The 16,389-nt window shown below is 72.6% G+C and carries 16 protein-coding genes; 12 read left to right on the top strand and 4 right to left on the bottom strand.

The features are described from left to right. The first annotated feature begins 10 nt into the window (after positions 1-10). Complete coding sequence (locus tag GA0070624_RS33220; RefSeq protein ID WP_091347609.1) at positions 11-997, top strand: ABC transporter permease; 987 nt, start codon at positions 11-13, stop codon at positions 995-997. A gap of 133 nt (positions 998-1,130) precedes the next feature. After that, positions 1,131-2,867 (top strand): ABC transporter substrate-binding protein, encoded by a 1,737-nt coding sequence (locus GA0070624_RS33215; RefSeq protein WP_091347607.1) that lies wholly within the window; start codon positions 1,131-1,133, stop codon positions 2,865-2,867. Between the two features lie 55 nt (positions 2,868-2,922). On the opposite strand, the gene GA0070624_RS33210 is transcribed toward GA0070624_RS33215, so the two are convergent. Beyond that, complete coding sequence (locus GA0070624_RS33210; protein WP_091347604.1) at positions 2,923-5,064, bottom strand: S9 family peptidase; 2,142 nt, start codon at positions 5,062-5,064, stop codon at positions 2,923-2,925. 86 nt (positions 5,065-5,150) lie between these two features. Here GA0070624_RS33210 and mshB point away from each other — a divergent pair, with 86 nt between their 5' ends. The 3 genes from mshB to GA0070624_RS33195 all read left to right on the top strand — a co-directional run bounded on the left by mshB (position 5,151) and on the right by GA0070624_RS33195 (position 7,072). Continuing rightward, on the top strand, positions 5,151-6,074 hold the full coding sequence (mshB, locus tag GA0070624_RS33205; protein ID WP_176731962.1) for an N-acetyl-1-D-myo-inositol-2-amino-2-deoxy-alpha-D-glucopyranoside deacetylase: 924 nt from the start codon (positions 5,151-5,153) through the stop codon (positions 6,072-6,074). A gap of 17 nt (positions 6,075-6,091) precedes the next feature. Beyond that, the gene (locus GA0070624_RS33200; RefSeq protein ID WP_091350374.1) at positions 6,092-6,526 is read left to right on the top strand and encodes a hypothetical protein; all 435 of its coding nucleotides are present in this window, start codon (positions 6,092-6,094) and stop codon (positions 6,524-6,526) included. An 81-nt stretch (positions 6,527-6,607) separates the two neighbouring features. After that, a complete protein-coding gene (locus GA0070624_RS33195; protein ID WP_091347597.1) occupies positions 6,608-7,072 on the top strand; it encodes a hypothetical protein in 465 nt (154 codons plus the stop codon). A gap of 685 nt (positions 7,073-7,757) precedes the next feature. Here the strand turns inward: GA0070624_RS33195 and GA0070624_RS33190 are convergent. Beyond that, a complete protein-coding gene (locus GA0070624_RS33190; protein WP_091347594.1) occupies positions 7,758-8,720 on the bottom strand; it encodes a GNAT family N-acetyltransferase in 963 nt (320 codons plus the stop codon). A gap of 79 nt (positions 8,721-8,799) precedes the next feature. Between GA0070624_RS33190 and fdxA the strand changes: the two genes are divergently transcribed. The 4 genes from fdxA (at position 8,800) to GA0070624_RS33170 (ending at position 12,303) form a co-directional block, all read left to right on the top strand. Continuing rightward, on the top strand, positions 8,800-9,126 hold the full coding sequence (gene fdxA, locus GA0070624_RS33185; protein ID WP_091347592.1) for a ferredoxin: 327 nt from the start codon (positions 8,800-8,802) through the stop codon (positions 9,124-9,126). Continuing rightward, a complete protein-coding gene (gene dapC, locus GA0070624_RS33180) occupies positions 9,123-10,232 on the top strand; it encodes a succinyldiaminopimelate transaminase (protein ID WP_091350370.1) in 1,110 nt (369 codons plus the stop codon). The genes fdxA and dapC overlap by 4 nt, the downstream gene beginning before the upstream one ends. A 304-nt stretch (positions 10,233-10,536) precedes the next feature. After that, positions 10,537-11,562 carry a prephenate dehydrogenase gene (locus GA0070624_RS33175; RefSeq protein ID WP_091347589.1) on the top strand — a complete coding sequence of 342 codons (1,026 nt, stop codon included), beginning with the start codon at positions 10,537-10,539 and terminating at the stop codon, positions 11,560-11,562. Positions 11,563-11,655: 93 nt separating this feature from the next. Then, entirely contained in the window at positions 11,656-12,303 is a 648-nt protein-coding gene (locus GA0070624_RS33170; protein ID WP_091347586.1) for a nucleoside/nucleotide kinase family protein, read from the top strand. Between the two features lie 42 nt (positions 12,304-12,345). Here GA0070624_RS33170 and dapD read toward each other — a convergent pair whose 3' ends face one another. Then, entirely contained in the window at positions 12,346-13,305 is a 960-nt protein-coding gene (dapD, locus tag GA0070624_RS33165) for a 2,3,4,5-tetrahydropyridine-2,6-dicarboxylate N-succinyltransferase (protein WP_091347582.1), read from the bottom strand. Positions 13,306-13,385: 80 nt separating this feature from the next. Between dapD and dapE the strand changes: the two genes are divergently transcribed. Then, a complete protein-coding gene (gene dapE, locus GA0070624_RS33160) occupies positions 13,386-14,459 on the top strand; it encodes a succinyl-diaminopimelate desuccinylase (protein ID WP_091347578.1) in 1,074 nt (357 codons plus the stop codon). Positions 14,460-14,464: 5 nt separating this feature from the next. Here dapE and GA0070624_RS35160 read toward each other — a convergent pair whose 3' ends face one another. After that, entirely contained in the window at positions 14,465-14,620 is a 156-nt protein-coding gene (locus GA0070624_RS35160) for a hypothetical protein (RefSeq protein ID WP_176731961.1), read from the bottom strand. A gap of 154 nt (positions 14,621-14,774) precedes the next feature. Here GA0070624_RS35160 and GA0070624_RS33155 point away from each other — a divergent pair, with 154 nt between their 5' ends. Both GA0070624_RS33155 and GA0070624_RS33150 read left to right on the top strand, forming a co-directional pair. Further along, entirely contained in the window at positions 14,775-15,626 is an 852-nt protein-coding gene (locus GA0070624_RS33155; protein WP_091347574.1) for an LOG family protein, read from the top strand. Positions 15,627-15,630: 4 nt separating this feature from the next. Next, complete coding sequence (locus tag GA0070624_RS33150) at positions 15,631-16,176, top strand: LOG family protein (RefSeq protein WP_091347571.1); 546 nt, start codon at positions 15,631-15,633, stop codon at positions 16,174-16,176. Positions 16,177-16,389 lie beyond the last annotated feature (213 nt).

Below are 16,389 nucleotides of genomic sequence, written 5' to 3'. Positions count from 1 at the left end.
GTGGACTCTGATGACCCGATTCCTGGTACGCCGGCTGCTCACCGCCGTGCTCACCCTCTTCGCGGTGAGCGTGCTCAGCTTCTTGATGTTCTTCGGGCTGCCCCGCGACCCGGTCAGCGGCATGTGCCCGAAGAACTGCAACGCGGAACGGCTGGAGCGGGTCCGTGAGGAGCTGGGCCTGCGCGACCCGCTGCCCGAGCAGTACGCCAACTACATGAAGGGCATCGTCACCGGCCGGGACCTGGGCAGCTCCCAGGGCGGCCGGTGCGACGCCCCCTGCCTCGGCTACTCGTACGTGAACAGCGAGGCCGTTACCGACACGTTGGCCCGGGTGCTGCCGGTGACTCTCAGCGTGGTCCTCCCGGCGGCGGTGCTCTGGCTGGTGCTCGGCGTCGGGCTCGGCATGATCTCCGCGTTGCGACGCGGCACCGTGCTGGACCGGCTGGCCATCGGCTTCTCGCTGGCCGGCGCCTCGATGCAGCTCTACTTCGTCGGCGCGGTGCTGCTGCTGGTCTTCACCTACAACCTGCGGATCACCCCGGTGCCGAGCTACACCTCCATCTTCGACAACCCGGTGAAGTGGGCCAGCGGTCTGGTCCTCGCCTGGGTGGCGCTGGCCTTCCTGTTCTCCGCCATCTACGCCCGGCTGTCCCGGGCGCAGATGCTGGAGACGCTGTCTGAGGACTTCGTCCGCACCGCGCGGGCCAAGGGCCTGGCCAAACCCAAGGTGTACGGGCGGCACGCGCTCCGCGCGGCGATCACCCCGATCGTCACCATCGCCGGTCTGGACGTGGGCAGCGCGCTCGGCGGCACGGTGATCACCGAGACCACCTTCGGCATCCAGGGCCTCGGCCGGACCGCGGTGGACGCGGTCCGCTCGGGCGACCTGCCGACCATCATGGCCACCGTGTTGATCTCGGCGGTCTTCATCGTGGTCGCCAACATCGTGGTCGACGTGCTCTACGCCGCCATCGATCCCCGGGTCCGGTTGCGATAGCGCAACGGCGGCCCGCAGGGCATGGAGAAATCCACCGCCCTCTGTTACACACACCGTAGTTTTCCTACGTCGACCGACGAGGCTCCGGACAAGGGGTCTGACGAGGCTCCAGATAAGGGGAGGAGGGCGCCAGATGCGCCTGAAGAGGGCAGCCGCCGCGGGCGGCGCGCTTGCACTGCTCGTGGTGATGGGGGCGTGCAGCGAGAACAAGGGCACCGGTGGCGACACCGGCGCCGACCGGGTACAGAGCGGTTCGATCGCCACCGACCCGAAGGAGTCGATGGGGCCGGCTCCCGAGGTCCCGGGCGCCGCCAAGGGCGGCACCTTCCGGGTGATCCGGGAGACCAAGATCTCGCATCTCGACCCGCAGCGGGTCTACTCGTTCGCCGGCCTGATGAACGCCCCGCTCTACAGCCGCTTCCTGACCACGTTCAAGGACGACGGCTCCGGCAAGGTCACCCTGGTCGGCGACCTCGCCGAGACCCCGGGCACCGACGTCAACAAGGACTGCAAGGTCTGGGAATTCAAGATCAAGGACGGGGTGAAGTTCGAGGACGGCAGCCCGATCACCAGCAAGGAGATCGCGTACGGCATTGCCCGCTCCTTCGACCCCGACCTGACCGGCGGCCCGACCTACCTCCAGGAGTGGCTCGCCAACGACCCGCAGTACGACACCAAGTGGAACTTCAAGGCGAACAAGACCTCGCTGCCGCCGGGCCTGACCACGCCGGACGCGAAGACGCTGAAGTTCGAGTTCGCCAAGCCGCACTGCGACCTGCCGTTCGCCGCGTCGCTGCCGTACACCGCTCCGCTCAAGCCGGAGAAGGACACCGGGGTCAACCTGGACAACCAGCCGTTCTCCTCGGGGCCGTACAAGATCACCAAGAACACCGCCGGCACCGAGCTGGTGATGGAGCGGAACGAGAACTGGGACCCGAAGACGGACCCGGTGCGGCACGCGTACCCCGACAAGATCGTGTGGAACTACGGTCCGGACGCCGAGGCGGGCGCCAACCGGGTGATCTCCGACAGCGGCGACGACCAGACGGCGCTGGCCTGGAACGGCGTGCCGTCGGCGCTGATCGCCCGGGTCACCGGCGACTCGGCCCTCAAGCAGCGCTCGGTGCAGGGGCAGACGCCGAGCCTGTGGCGGCTCAGCATCAACACCCAGCGGGTCACCGACCTCTCGGTGCGGCAGGCGCTGAACTACGCCATCGACCGGGACGGCTTCATCAAGGTGTACGGCGGTGAGGCGTCGGCCAAGGCGGTCACCACCCTCATGCCGCCGTCGACCATCGGCTACGAGAAGTACGACGCCTACCCGGCCGGCCCGACCGGCAACGTGGAGAAGGTCAAGGAGCTGCTCGCCGGCAAGACTCCGGAGCTGGTGCTCGGCGTCGGCGACGACAATCCGGAGTACGGCACCCAGCTCAAGACCAACCTGGAGAAGGCCGGCTTCAAGATCACTCTGAAGACCATCCCGGCCGACGCCAAGCTCGACGAGGTCGGCAAGAAGAACAACCCGTGGGACCTCTACATCGACCAGTGGGCCGCCGACTGGCCCAGCGGGGCGGCGATCCTGCCGGTGCTCTTCGACGGTCGCACCATCAAGGCCGAGAACAACAGCAACACCTCGTACGTCAACAGCGATGAGATCAACAAGGAGTTCGACCGGGTGCTCGCCATGCCCGCCGCCGAGCAGGGCAAGGAGTGGGCCAAGCTTGACAAGCGGATCATGACCGAGCTGGCGCCGGCCGTGCCGCTCTTCGTCGAGCAGGGCTACTACCTGCACGGGTCGAAGGTGGGCGGGATCTACCTGTCCAGCATCTTCGGCTACCCGGCCTTCACGAACGTCTACGTGAAGCAGTAACGGGCGGCAACGGAAGGCCCCGGTCGACAACGGCGTCGACCGGGGCCTTCCCCGTTCACAGATGAGTGCGGAGGAAGTCGAGTTCCAACCTCAGCAGACGCTCGGCGGTGCCGCCGGCGGCCATGTGGGTCGCCCCGGTCAGCGGCAGTACCGCGTGCGGCCGGCCGGCGGCCAGCAGCGCCGCCGAGAGCCGCAGCGTGTGCGCCGCCACCACGTTGTCATCGACCAGCCCGTGGACCAGCAGCATCGGCCGGGCCTGCTCCGGATCGCCGACCGGCTCGGCGGCCAACTCCACCAGCGAGTGGTGGGCGTAGACGTCCATCCCCTCGTCCGGCGTGCCCAGGTAGCGCTCGGCGTAGGCGGTGTCGTAGAGGGTCCAGTCGGCGACCGGCGCGCCGACGATGGCGCACCGGAACAGCTCGGGGTGGCGCAGCACCGCCAGCCCGGCCAGCCAGCCGCCGAACGACCAGCCGCGGATCGCCACCCGATCCAGGTCCAGGTCCGGGTGCTTGCCCGCCAGGGCGGTCAGCGCGTCCACCTGGTCGGTCAGGATCACGTCGGCGACCCGCCGGTGGATCGCCTTCTCGAACGACGGCGCCACCCCCGGGGTGCCCCGGTTGTCGACCGTCACCACCGCGAAGCCGGCGTCGGCCCACCACTGCCGTTCCAGCCAGGCCCCCCGCGCGGAGATCACCTCCTGGTGCCCGGGACCGCCGTAGACGTCCAGCAGCACCGGCAGCCGGGTGCCCTTGACGTGGTCGGTCGGGTAGAGCACCGCGCTCGGCAGCCGCCGGTCGGTCACCCGGACCATCACCGGACGGGGCGCGTACGGCGGGGTGGCGGCCAGCGAGCGGAGTTCGGCCACCTCCCGGTCGCCGTGCCAGACCGACCACCGCGTCCCCGGGTGCTCCAGCGAGGCGGTGCCGACCACCAGCGTCGAGCCACCGATCGCACCGGTGTGCCAACCCGGGTCGCCGCTCATCCGGCGGGCGTCCACACCCCCGCCGATCACCGTCCGGACCCGGTAGAGGTGACGCTGGCTCGGCTCACCCTCGCTCGCCTCGACCAGCAGGTCGGCCGGGCCGTTGCCGGCCGGCAGCCGGCCCACCACCCGGCGTACGTAGAGCGACGGCGGAGTGAGCAGGGTGCCGTCCGCGAAGAGGCAGCGGGCGTCGTACCCGTCGTGGGCGAGTTCCCCGCCGACCAGCACCCGGCCGTCGGGCAGGTGCGCCGGGGTGCCGGGAATGGGCTCCACCCAGCGCGGGTCGGCCAGCTCGGCGTGCACCTGGGTCTCCCCGGTGCGCGGATCAACCGCGAGCACCAGGCCGTGCTGCTGGGACCGGCGCAGCACGGTGATCAGCGGCCCGCCGTCCGCCCAGTCGACCGAGGTCAGGTACGGGTAGGTCTCGCGATCCCAGTGCACGTCGACCCAGCCGCCGTCGAGGTCGAGCAGGTGCAGGCTGACCTGCGCGTTCGGGCCGCCCGCCTGCGGGTACGCGACGGTGGTGGGTGGGTTCGCCGGCTCGGCCGGGTCGTGCAGGTGCCAGCAGGGCAGCCGGGACTCGTCGACCCGGGCGGCCAGCACCGAGCGGCCGTCCGGGGCCCACCAGTAACCGCGGAACCGGTGGAACTCCTCGGCGGCGATGTGCTCGGCCAGGCCCCAGGTGACCCCGCTGTCCTCACCGGCCAGCAGGGTGTCGGTGCCGTCGGACTCGACCACCCGCAGCTGGCCCCGGCGGACCCCCTCGGCGGCGTCGGTCACGTAGGCCAGCCGCTCCCCGGTGGGGTCGGGCCGGGGGTCGATGACCGGGCCGACGGTGGTCACCTCGACCACGTCACCGTGCACCAGGTCGGCCCGGAACAGCCGTCCGGCCAGCGGGAACACCGCCACCCGGCCAGGCGCGTCCAGGGCGTACGAGCCGATGCCGGCGGCGCTGAGCCGCAGCCGCTCGCGCAGCGCCCGCTCGCCGGGGGAGAGCGCGCCGGGATCGGCGTCCCCGCCGAGCAGCACCGCCGGGTCCGCGACCAGCCGTTCCTCGCCGGCGGCGACGTCCAGCAGCCAGAGCGCGTCGGCGGGATCCTCCGGACCGGCCGAGCGCAGGAAGATCACCCGGGAGCCGTCGTCAGCGACGGAGACGGCGCGCGGCGCCCCGTGGCTGAACCGACGGGTACGGGCGGCCAGCTCGGGAAAGTCCACAGCTCGGATCGTAGAACCGCGTTCGGCGTGATGTGGCCGACCTGCGCGGACGCGTCAGACTCGGCGCGGCAGGACCGCCGGTTAGAGTGACGTTCGTGACGACCCTGCCCGACCGACGCCTTCTGCTGGTCCACGCGCACCCCGACGACGAGTCCATCGGCACCGGCTCGACGATGGCGCACTACGCCGCCACCGGCGCCCACGTCACGCTGGTGACCTGCACGGTCGGCGAGGAGGGCGAGATCCACGTGCCGCAGCTGGCCGAGCTCGCGGCGGCCAAGGCCGACCAGCTCGGCGGGTACCGGATCGGCGAGCTGGCCACCGCGTGCGCCGCGCTCGGCGTCACCGATCACCGCTTCCTCGGCGGCGCCGGCCGCTACCGCGACTCCGGGATGATGGGGCTCGCCAGCAACGAGCACCCCCGCGCCTTCTGGCAGGCCGACCTCGACGAGGCCGCCGGCTATCTGGTGGCGATCATGCAGGAGGTACGCCCGCAGGTCATGATCACGTACGACGCCAACGGCTTCTACGGGCATCCGGACCACATCCAGGCGCACCGGGTCGCGATGCGGGCCGTGGAGCTGGCCGCCGTCGAGGGGATCGCCCCGGCCAAGGTCTACTGGACGGCCATGCCGCGCAGCGTGCTGGAGGCCGGCCTGGACGCCTTCACCGAGTCGTCGGACAACCCCTTCGCCGGCATCGACAGCGTGGACGACCTGCCCTTCGGCACGCCGGACCCGGAGATCGCCGCCCGGATCGACGCCACCGAGCAGCACGCCGCCAAGGAGGCGGCGATGCGGGCGCACGCCACCCAGATCCCGGCCACCTCCTGGCTGTACTCGATCGCGGGGAACTTCGGCGCCGAGTTCATGGGCGTGGAGTACTTCACCCTGGCGCTCGGAAAGAAGGGTCCGGGCCGCGGCCCGTACGGCTGGGAGGACGACCTCTTCGCGGGCCTGGACCTGGACGGGCGGGACCGGTTCCCGGTCGCGGCGGCCGGCCTCCGGTGACCCTGCCCGCCGCGCCGATGTCGGTCGTGCCCGAGGAGGAGACTGCTCCGCCGTCACGGCGGCCGGGGCCGGCGCTCGACCTCGCCCTGCGGGTGGCCGGGGGCGTGATCGCCGTGGTCGGCGGGGCGCTCTCGGGGGTGCTCGAGTTGCTGCTGGCCACCGTCCGGGTCGGCGGGCAGCTGATCGGGGTGTCGGTGCTGGTGGCGATCGGCGCGGGGATCGCGCTGAGCTGGTTCGCCCGCGAGGCGGTGGGTCGGCGGTGGGCGGTGGTGCTGCCCGCCCTGCCGTGGTTCGTGCTGATGGCGGTGGCCTCGGTCCGGACCAGCGAGGGGGACCTGCTCATCTCCGGCGACAACTGGGTCGGCCTGGCGATGATCGTGGCGGGCGCGATGACCTTCGCGGTGATGGGCTTCCGGCAGATCCTCGCGCCGCCAACCGGACGCGAAGGGTGATGACGGCACACAGCTTCCGGTGGTAGATATTCGTGCCAGGAGTCCCGCCGCTAGGGCGGGCGGTACGGCGGGAGACGTGCGATGAGGGAGCGGTGGCGCGCGATCGGCGTGCTCGCGGGGGCACTGTTCGCGGTCAACGTGGCGGCCCGGCTGGTCATCGAGTTCGGCTTCGACGGTGACGACACCGCCGCCGATCGGGTCTCGCTGGTGATGTTCCTGGCGATCGGGGTGATCCTTGCGGTGGTGGCGTTCCGCTGGGGCCGGGGCCGGCCGCTGGGTCGTTTGGCGGCCGACATGGGCGCCGCGGTGGCGGTGGCGTTGCTGCTGACCGTGTTCGTCGCCCCGCTGCTGGTCGGCAACAACCCGTTCGCCGGTGGCGCCGGCCTCTTCTTCGCCCAGATCTGGCTCTACCTGGCCGCCACCGCCGCGGGCGTGCTGGTCGGCTACCTCATCCTCACCGCGCTCGGCCTCGACCACCGCTCCCAGCAGCTCAAGCGGTACGCCCAGCTCAAGGCGGCCAAGCCCCGCCGGGTCGTCCGCCGCTGACTTCCGATCCGCTCCGCGGCGGCGGCGCACGGGGAGGGCCCACTCCTGCTCGCCGACGGTGGCCGCCCTGCTGGTGGGCAGCGGGGGAGCCGCACTCCTGCTCGGCGACGGCCGCACTGCTGGTCGGCTCCTGCTCGGCGACGGCCGCATTGCTGGCGGCTGTCGCACTGCTGCTCGGCGACGGCCGCACTGCTGGTCGGCGACGGGGCTCCTCCGGCGGCACCCGCCGGACCGCCGGCGCTCTTGGCGGCGGGTCGCGCTCCTGGTCGGCGGCGCGGTGGCAGTCCTGGTCGGCGGGGCGTGTAGCCGGCGTTGATGCCTGGGCCGGTCCGGATGCAGGTGCCTGTCCTTCGCTGACTTCCTTTGGAGCTGCCCCGTCGGTGCGCCCGCCTGCTTCGGCACGTGCCCCGTTTGTGCGGGCAGCTCCAAAGCACGTGCCGGCCTGTCCCATGCCCGCCAGAGGTCGACTGAAGGTCGCCGACGTGGCGGTATCGGAGCCGGTTTGATGCCGCCATGTGGGCGACCAGGGGTGGATCACACTGCCGGCCAATGCGCGGGCCGGGCCGATGCGCGGCGGCGGGGCACTGGCCGGGCGACACGGCGGGGGACAGTGGCCGGGCGGCGCGCCGGGGCAGCGGTCGGACGGCGGGGCGCCCCCGGCTTAGGTGGGCGGGGCGACCCCGGGTCAGGTGGGCGGGGCGACCCGGGTCAGGTAGGTGTGGTGGGTGGTGAAGCCGAGGCCCTGGTAGAGGGCCACGGCGGGGGTGTTGCGCTGCTCGACCTGGAGGAAGGCATGCGTGGCCCCGGTCGCCGCGCCCCAGTCGATCAGTGACCGGATCACCCGGCTGGCCAGGCCCTGCCGGCGGGCCTCGGGGAGCACCTCGATCAGGGTGAGGCCGAGCCAGCGCCCCTGCCCGGTGACGGTGCCCCGGCCCACGGCGACCAGCGTGCCGCCGGCGTACACCTCGGCGAAGCGGACCTGGTCCACGGCGGTGAGCACGTGCCGGACGGCGTCCGGCAGGCCGCCCTTGCGGCCGGCGGCGACGGCCAGCCAGGCGTCCGACGGGGCGGCCGTCAGCTCGACCGGCGGCAGGTCGGCGCGGCCGGACGCGGCCGGGGGCAGCGCGGCGAGCGCGACGGTCTGCACCAGCACCGGCGGCCGGGCGGCCCAGCCGCGCGCGTCCAGCTCGGCGCCGACCGGCGTGGCCAGCGGCAGCGGCGTGTTGACCATGGCCGGCTGCCCGTGGTCGGCGTACCAACGCTCGACGGCGTCCACGGCGGCGGGCAGCGGGCGGTCCGGGTCGCCGACCGGCAGCGCCGAGTTGGCCCGGCCGGTCCAGCCGGCGGCGCTGCGCAGGCGCCAGTCACCGAGCCGGCCGCGGACCGGCGCGGGCCAGGCCTCGTCGGCGGCCAGCTCCAGGGCGACCACCGCGGCGGCGGTCGGGCGGCGAGCCGCCGGGACCCGCTTGGCCCGGTGCACCTCCGTGACCGGGACCTGCAACCGGCCCTGCCTGGTGGCCAGAGTGATGTGGGTCTCGCTCAGCTCGACCAGCTCGCCGAGAGCGTCGGAGAAGAGCGGCCGGCCCTCGCGAATCCCCACAATCCGGCGTACCACGATCCGGTGTCCCACGTCCTGCTGTCGGAGCACGATTCACCCCCTCCCCGGCGAGATACTAGGCTCTAACCGTCGCGGGTGATCGTGACGAGTCTTGCGGAGGAGAAGACCGGTGACCTACATCATCGCCGAGCCGTGCGTGGATGTGCTCGACAAGGCATGCATCGAGGAGTGCCCGGTCGACTGCATCTACGAGGGCAATCGGATGCTCTACATCCACCCCGACGAGTGCGTCGACTGTGGTGCCTGTGAGCCGGTCTGCCCGGTTGAAGCGATCTTCTACGAGGACGACGTCCCGGAGCAGTGGAAGGACTACACCGGGGCCAACTACGAGTTCTTCGAGGACCTGGGCTCGCCCGGCGGCGCCTCCAAGGTCGGCAAGGTGGACAAGGACGCGACGTTCGTCGCGGCCCAGCCGCCGCGCGGAGAGGGCCACTGAACCGGCCCGCGCCGGTTTCGTCGCGGCTGCCCGATTTCACCTGGGACACCCTGGACGCCGCGGCCGAGACGGCTGCGGCGCACCCGGACGGTCTGATCAACCTCTCGATGGGCACGCCGGTCGACCCGGTGCCCCCGGTGATCCGGCAGGCGCTCGCCGACGCGTCGAACGCCCCCGGCTACCCGCTGACCGCCGGCACCCCCGTGCTGCGGGAGGCCATCGCCGCCTGGGTCGCCCGGGCCTGCGGCGCGGGCGTCAACGGCCTCGGCGTGCTGCCGACGATCGGTTCCAAGGAGCTGGTCGCCTGGCTGCCCACCCTGCTCGGCATCGGCCCAGGTGACGTGGTGGTGGTGCCGTCGGTCGCCTACCCCACCTACGAGGACGGGGCCCGGCTGGTCGGCGCCACCACCGTCCGCACCGACTCGCTGACCGCGGTCGGCCCCACCTCCCGGGTACGCCTGGTCTGGGTGAACTCGCCCGGCAATCCGACCGGCCGGGTGCTGCCCGCCACGCACCTGCGCAAGGTGGTGGACTGGGCCCGCGAGCGCGGCGCGGTGGTCGCCAGTGACGAGTGCTACCTGCCGCTGGGCTGGGAGGCCGAGCCGGTCTCGGTGCTCTCGCCGGAGGTCTGCGGCGGGTCGTACGACTCGGTGCTGGCGGTGCACTCGCTCTCCAAGCGCTCCAACCTGGCCGGCTACCGGGCCGGCTTCGTCGCGGGCGACCCGGCGCTGGTGGCCGAGCTGCTCAAGATCCGCAAGCACGCCGGCATGATCGTGCCGGCCCCGGTCCAGGCGGCGATGGTGGCCGCGCTGGGCGACCAGGCGCACGCCGACGCCCAGCGGGAGCGCTACCGGGCCCGCCGTGAGCAGTTGCACGCGGCCTTCACCGGGGCGGGCTTCACCGTCGAGCACTCCGAGGCCGGGCTCTACCTCTGGATGACCCGCGACGAGGACTGCTGGGAGACCGTTGACTGGCTGGCCCGCCGGGGCATCCTGGTTGCCGCCGGGGTCTTCTACGGCCCGGCCGGCTCCCGGCACGTCCGGGTGGCGCTGACCGAGTCCGACGAGCAGGTAGCCGCCGTCGCTGCCCGGCTCGCCCAGCCCTGACGGGGCTGCGGCGGCCCAGACCCGATCGGGTCGGCGGACCAGGCCTGATCGGGGGCGGCGGACCAGGCCTGACCAAGCGAGGGCGGCCGGCGGCCCGACGCCGACCGCGCCGAGCGCGACGATCAGCGGCAGCAGCAGCTTGCCGGTGACCACCCCGCTGGTGTGGCTGAACAGCCAGGCGCCGAGCGCCCCTTCCGTCGCCACGGGTCCGCCCAGGGGTGACCCGGGCCGGGCGATATCCTCGGCCCGGACCGGGTTGGGGGCGGATCGCCCCGTACCGAACAACAAACGCCGAGGTGGGCCGATGGTGGGCAGGGCCGGCGGGCAGGCGCGGGCGGCGGTGGTCGGCACGGGCCTGATCGGCGGCTCGGTGCTGCTCCGGCTGCGCGACGCCGGGCTCGACGTCGCCGGCTGGGACCCGGATCCGACGACCCGGCGGTACGCCCGCGAACAGGGCGTGGCCTGCCCGGACGCCGTCGAGGAGGCGGTCGCGGGCCGGGACGTGGTCTTCCTCTGCGGCCCACTGCCCACCCTCCCGGAGACGCTGTCAAGGGTCGCCGGCGCCACTGACGATGGGTGCGTGCTCACCGACGTGGGCAGCACGAAGGCGGAGGTGGCCGCGTCGGCCGCCGCCCAGGGGCTCGGACACCGGTTCGTCCCCGGCCATCCGATGGCCGGCGCCGACCGGGCCGGCGTCGCGTCGGCCACCCCGGCGCTGCTCGACGGGGCCGCCTGGGTGCTCTGTCCGGGCCCGACGGGGATGATGGCGTTCCGCCGGCTCGCCGCGCTGATCATCGACGTCTTCCGCGCCCGGGTGGTGCCCATGTCGGCGCCGGAGCACGACGCGGTGGCGGCGCTCAGCTCACACGTGCCGCACCTGCTGGCCGGCGCGCTCGCCGGGGCGGTGCAGCGGGCCGCGCTGCGCGACGCGGTGCTCGCCCTCGCCGCCGGTAGCTTCTCCGACGGCACCCGAGTGGCCGGCGGCCCGCCCGAGCGGACCGCGAACATGCTGCTCGGCAACCGGGGACAGGTGCTGTCCGAGCTGGCCGCGGTCCGCTCCTTCCTCGACGGGCTGACCGACGCGCTGCGGGACGGTGACGCCACGACGCTCACCGCCCACCTCGGCGAGGCGCGGACGGCCCGCCTCGCGTTGCACGGTCGCGCGTTCAGCACCCATCACCGGCAGTTCCCCGCCACCGTCGACCACGAGGGGGAGCTGGCGTACCTGCGGGAGCTGGGAGCGGCGGGCGGTCACCTGACGGGCTGCCGAGTCGACGGCGGCGGGGTCACCTACACCGGACACCTGCCGATGGTCGCCGAGGCTGCCTGACCGGTGGCCCGGGCGGCACCGTCGCCGTCCGGATCGGCGCACTACTAGGGTGAGGGGCATGGCGGACGGTCCGATCGTGGCGGTTCTCGGCTGATGCCCGCGGCGCAGGTCCTCCCCTTCGACGAACTGGCCGACCGGGCGCGGGCCCTGGCCGTCGCAGGCCCACGCCAGCTGCTCGGCATCGCCGGCGCCCCCGGGGCGGGCAAATCCACCCTGGCCGAGCGGATCGTCGCCGCGGTCGGCCCGGCCGCCCGGCTGGTGCCGATGGACGGCTTCCACCTCGCCCAGTCCGAGCTGGTGCGGCTCGGCCGGGACGGGCGGAAGGGCGCCCCGGACACCTTCGACGCCAACGGCTTCGTCTCGACGCTGCGGCGACTGCGCCGGCTGGAACCGACCTCGGTCTGGGCGCCGGCGTTCCGCCGGGATCTGGAGGAGCCGATCGCCGGGGCGATCGAGGTGCCGCCCGAGGTCCGGCTGGTGGTGACCGAGGGCAACTACCTCCTGCTGCGGAACGATCCGTGGGAGGAGGTGCGCACCCTGCTGCACGAGGTCTGGTTCCTCGACCTCGACGCCGAGCTGCGGGTGCGCCGGCTGACCGCCCGGCACGAGGCGTTCGGGAAGCCGCCGGAGCAGGCGCGAGCCTGGGCGCTGGGCAGCGACGAGGTCAACGCCACGCTGGTCTCCGGCACCGCCGCCCACGCCGACCTGGTGGTACGCCTGGTCGAGCCTCCGCCGGCCTGACGGGTCGGGCCGGCTCGCGTACGGGTTTGCTCGACCCGACCCTCAGTCGTTGACGTGCAGGGCGACGTTCAGCTCGATGCCCTTGCCGGTGCGCGGCCTCGCCTCCAGCGCGCCGGTCACCGAGTTGCGCCAGAAGAGCAGGCCCTTCACGCCGGAGAGCTCGCGGGCCTTGACCACCCGGCCGTCCGGCAGGGTGATCTTCGAGGCGGCGGTGACGTAGCAGCCCGCCTCGACCACGCAGTCGTCGCCGAGCGAGATGCCCACCCCGGCGTTCGCGCCGATCAGGCTCCGCTCGCCGATGCTGATCTTCTCGGTGCCGCCACCGGAGAGGGTGCCCATGATGGAGGCGCCGCCGCCGATGTCGGAGCCGTCACCGACCAGCACGCCCTGGACGATCCGCCCCTCGACCATCGAGGTGCCGAGCGTGCCCGCGTTGAAGTTCACGAAGCCCTCGTGCATCACGGTGGTACCGGGGGCCAGGTGCGCGCCGAGCCGGACGCGGTCCGCGTCGGCGATCCGCACGCCGGAGGGGACCACGTAGTCGGTCATCCGGGGGAACTTGTCCACCCCGTACACCGCGAGGTAGCGGCCGGCCGCCCGCTCGATGACCCGCAGCTCGTCCACCCGCTCCGGTGGGCACGGGCCGGCGGAGGTCCAGGCCACGTTGGCCAGCTTGCCGAAGATGCCGTCGAGGTTGAGCTCGTTGGGTCGCGCCAGGCGGTGGGAGAGCAGGTGCAACCGGAGGTACGCGTCGGCGGCGTCCTTGATCGGGTCGTCCAGCGAGCCGATCACGGTGGTCACCTCGACCGTACGCAACCCGGGTAGCGCCCGCTCGCCGATCGCGCCGGGCGGCAGGTCGAGCACGTCGGCCTGGTCCTCGCCGGGGACCAGCGGCAGCTCGCCGAGTCCGAGCTTGCCGGTCGGGTACCAGGTGTCGAGCACCTGATCGTCAGCGGTAACGGTGGCCAGGCCGATGCCCCAGGCGGAGACTGCGGACGTCACTGATTCACCTTTCGTTCGCGACTGCGGGGCTCGCAAGCTCACTCCTCGCGCTCACGTGACCTGACGGTACCGTGCCACCCATGGAGAACCCGCTGACCCCCGAGGTGCTGGCTGATCCGGTGGCGCTCACGCGCGCCCTGGTCGACATAGAGTCCGTCTCCCTCAACGAGAAGGCGATTGCCGACTGCGTGGAGGAGGTGCTGCGGGGCGTGCCGCACCTGACCACGTTCCGGCACGGCAACACGGTGATGGCCCGTACCGACCTGGGCCGGGCGCAGCGGGTGGTGCTCGCCGGTCACCTGGACACGGTCCCGCTGAACAACAACTTCCCGTCCACCATGCGCGGCGACCTCATGTACGGCTGCGGCACCTCCGACATGAAGTCGGGGGTGGCGTTCGCGCTGCACCTGGCGGTGACCCTGCCCGACCCGCGCTACGACGTGACGTACTTCTTCTACGAGGCCGAGGAGATCGAGTCGAAGTACAACGGGCTCACCCTGGTCGCCGAGGCGCACCCGGAGTGGCTGGCGGCGGACTTCGCGGTGCTGCTGGAGCCGACGTACGGGATCGTCGAGGCCGGCTGCCAGGGCACCATGCGAGCGGTCGTCACCACACACGGGGAGCGGGCGCACGCCGCGCGCTCCTGGCACGGGGTGAACGCCATCCACGGCGCCAGCGAGGTGCTGCGCCGCCTGACGGCGTACGAGGCACGGCGGGTCACCATTGACGGCTGCGACTACCGGGAAGGGCTGAACGCGGTCCGGATCACCGGCGGGGTGGCCGGCAACGTCATCCCCGACCGCTGCGAGATCGAGATCAACTACCGGTACGCCCCGGACCGTGACCCGGCCGCGGCCGAGGCGCACCTGCGCGAGGTCTTCGCCGGATTCGACCTTGAGGTGACGGACTCGGCCGCGGGTGCGCTCCCCGGGCTGGCCGCACCGCCGGCACAGGAGTTCCTGGCGGCGGTGGGGGCCGCGCCGATCGGCAAGCTGGGCTGGACGGACGTGGCCCGGTTCGCGGCGATGGGCATCCCGGCGCTGAACTTCGGCCCCGGCGACCCCAACCTGGCTCATCACAAGGACGAGCACGTGGAGCTCGCCAAGATCCGCGACGGTGCCGCCACCCTGCACCGCTGGCTGGCTCCCGCCTGAGCCGATCAGACGGTGGTGGTGAGGTCCGTCTCGGTCGGCTCGCCGGTGAGGTCCGTGGTGTGGGCTTCCAGCTGTCGGGCGCGGCGGCGCTCGGCCACCACGTCCCGGATCCGCCGCTGCATCTGCCGCCGGATCCGGATCCTCTCGTTGTTGCTGATCACGCTTGCTCCTCCCCCGAAGGCGCGTGCCGGGGCATACCCCGTATGCGAATAGTAAGACGTACGGGCGACCGAAATAGTTGCCCAAGATCGGCAACTATTTCTCCGGCTCGGCGGCCCGCACACCCGGTCGCCACGGCTCCACTACGGTGGCCCCATGAGCCAGAGCAACGGGCGGCCGCAGCCCGGCCGCGACCCGGGACGGGAGCGGCACCGGGGCGCCGTCACGCTGCGTCGCGGCGCGATCCCGAGCAGCACTGCCGACCAGCGGCTGCTCGACTCGCGGACGCGCGCCGACTGGAAGACCAAGGACGCCTGGCGGGCGCTGCGGATCCTGTCGGAGTTCGTCGAGGGCTTCGACACCCTGGCCGACCTGCCGCCCGCGGTCAGCGTCTTCGGCTCGGCCCGGAGTCGGCCGGATACCCCGGAGTGCCGGATGGCCGAGGAGTTGGGCGCTGCCCTGGCCCGGGCCGGGTACGCGGTGATCACCGGCGGCGGCCCGGGCGTGATGGAGGCGGCCAACCGGGGCGCCAGCGAGGCGGGCGGGCTCTCCGTCGGGCTCGGCATCGAGCTGCCGTTCGAGCAGGGGCTCAACGAGTGGGTCGACCTGGCCATCGACTTCCGCTACTTCTTCGCCCGCAAGACCATGTTCGTCAAGTACGCGCAGGCGTTCGTCGTGCTGCCCGGCGGCTTCGGCACCATGGACGAGCTCTTCGAGGCGCTCACCCTGGTGCAGACCGGCAAGGTCACCCGCTTCCCGGTCGTGCTCATGGGCACCGACTACTGGCGCGGTCTGCTCGACTGGCTGCGCGACACGATGGCGGCGGAGGGCAAGATCGGGCCGATCGACCTGGAGCTGATCTGCCTCACCGACGACGTCGACGCGGCCGTCCGGCACATCGTCGAGGCGGAGGTGCTCTCCGCCGAGCAGGAGGCGGTCCGCGAGGAGTCGGTCGCGCGTACCGAGGCGGACCAGCGGGCCGCCGCCGACGAGGGCGGGAGGGACTGAGCCGGTGGCCGCGATCTGCGTGTTCTGCGCGTCCTCCCGTACCCTCGACCGGCGCTGGCTGGACCTGGCGGCCGAGACCGGCGCGGAGCTCGCCCGGCGCGGACACACCCTGGTCAGCGGCGGCGGCTGCGTCGGGATGATGGGCGCGGTGGCGGACGGCGCGCGGTCCGCCGGTGGGTACACCCTCGGGGTGATCCCGCAGGCCCTGGTCGACCTGGAGGTCGCCGACCTGGCCTCCGACGAGTTACTGGTCACCGACGGCATGGCCAGCCGCAAGACGCTGATGATCGAAAAGTCGGACGCCTTCCTCACCCTGCCCGGCGGGCTCGGCACCCTCGACGAGCTCTTCGAGGTCTGGACCACCGCCACGCTCGCCCTGCACGCCAAGCCGATGGTGCTGGTCGACGCCGACGGGTTCTACCGCCCCCTGATCGACTGGCTGCAAACCCTCGCGGACCGCCACTTCCTCAAGCCCGCCGGCCTCGGCCTCCTCACCGTGGCCCCCACCGTCCGGTCCGCCCTGGACGCCCTCGACTCCCGCCTCACCTGAGCGCTCCGCGCGTTGATCAAGGCCGCAGGAGCTTCCGGGGGCGAACATGTCGGTTAGCCATATGCCTCTCCGGCATATTTATGACGGAGAGGCATATCACTCGTCAGGCATAGGCGCCGGGGACGCGACCCGCCCGGCGACGTCCGAGAGAACCCGCGCCAGGCTGGGCTGATCGACTTCGGAGGGCTTATCCCCCCGGTGGCGGCTTGCCCG

The organism is Micromonospora rhizosphaerae (genome assembly GCF_900091465.1).
Lineage (GTDB): Bacteria > Actinomycetota > Actinomycetes > Mycobacteriales > Micromonosporaceae > Micromonospora > Micromonospora rhizosphaerae.
The sequence above is the reverse complement of the archived record's forward strand: the minus strand, read 5'-3'. Positions and strand labels throughout refer to the sequence as shown.

What these genes read in the sequence shown, in the direction of transcription:
- GA0070624_RS33220 (WP_091347609.1), top strand. Translation starts at nt 11, where the DNA reads ATGACCCGATTCCTGGTACGCCGGCTGCTCACCGCCGTGCTCACCCTC.
- GA0070624_RS33215 (WP_091347607.1), top strand. Translation starts at nt 1,131, where the DNA reads ATGCGCCTGAAGAGGGCAGCCGCCGCGGGCGGCGCGCTTGCACTGCTC.
- GA0070624_RS33200 (WP_091350374.1), top strand. Translation starts at nt 6,092, where the DNA reads ATGTCGGTCGTGCCCGAGGAGGAGACTGCTCCGCCGTCACGGCGGCCG.
- GA0070624_RS33195 (WP_091347597.1), top strand. Translation starts at nt 6,608, where the DNA reads ATGAGGGAGCGGTGGCGCGCGATCGGCGTGCTCGCGGGGGCACTGTTC.
- GA0070624_RS33175 (WP_091347589.1), top strand. Translation starts at nt 10,537, where the DNA reads ATGGTGGGCAGGGCCGGCGGGCAGGCGCGGGCGGCGGTGGTCGGCACG.
- GA0070624_RS33170 (WP_091347586.1), top strand. Translation starts at nt 11,656, where the DNA reads ATGCCCGCGGCGCAGGTCCTCCCCTTCGACGAACTGGCCGACCGGGCG.
- dapE (WP_091347578.1), top strand. Translation starts at nt 13,386, where the DNA reads ATGGAGAACCCGCTGACCCCCGAGGTGCTGGCTGATCCGGTGGCGCTC.
- GA0070624_RS33155 (WP_091347574.1), top strand. Translation starts at nt 14,775, where the DNA reads ATGAGCCAGAGCAACGGGCGGCCGCAGCCCGGCCGCGACCCGGGACGG.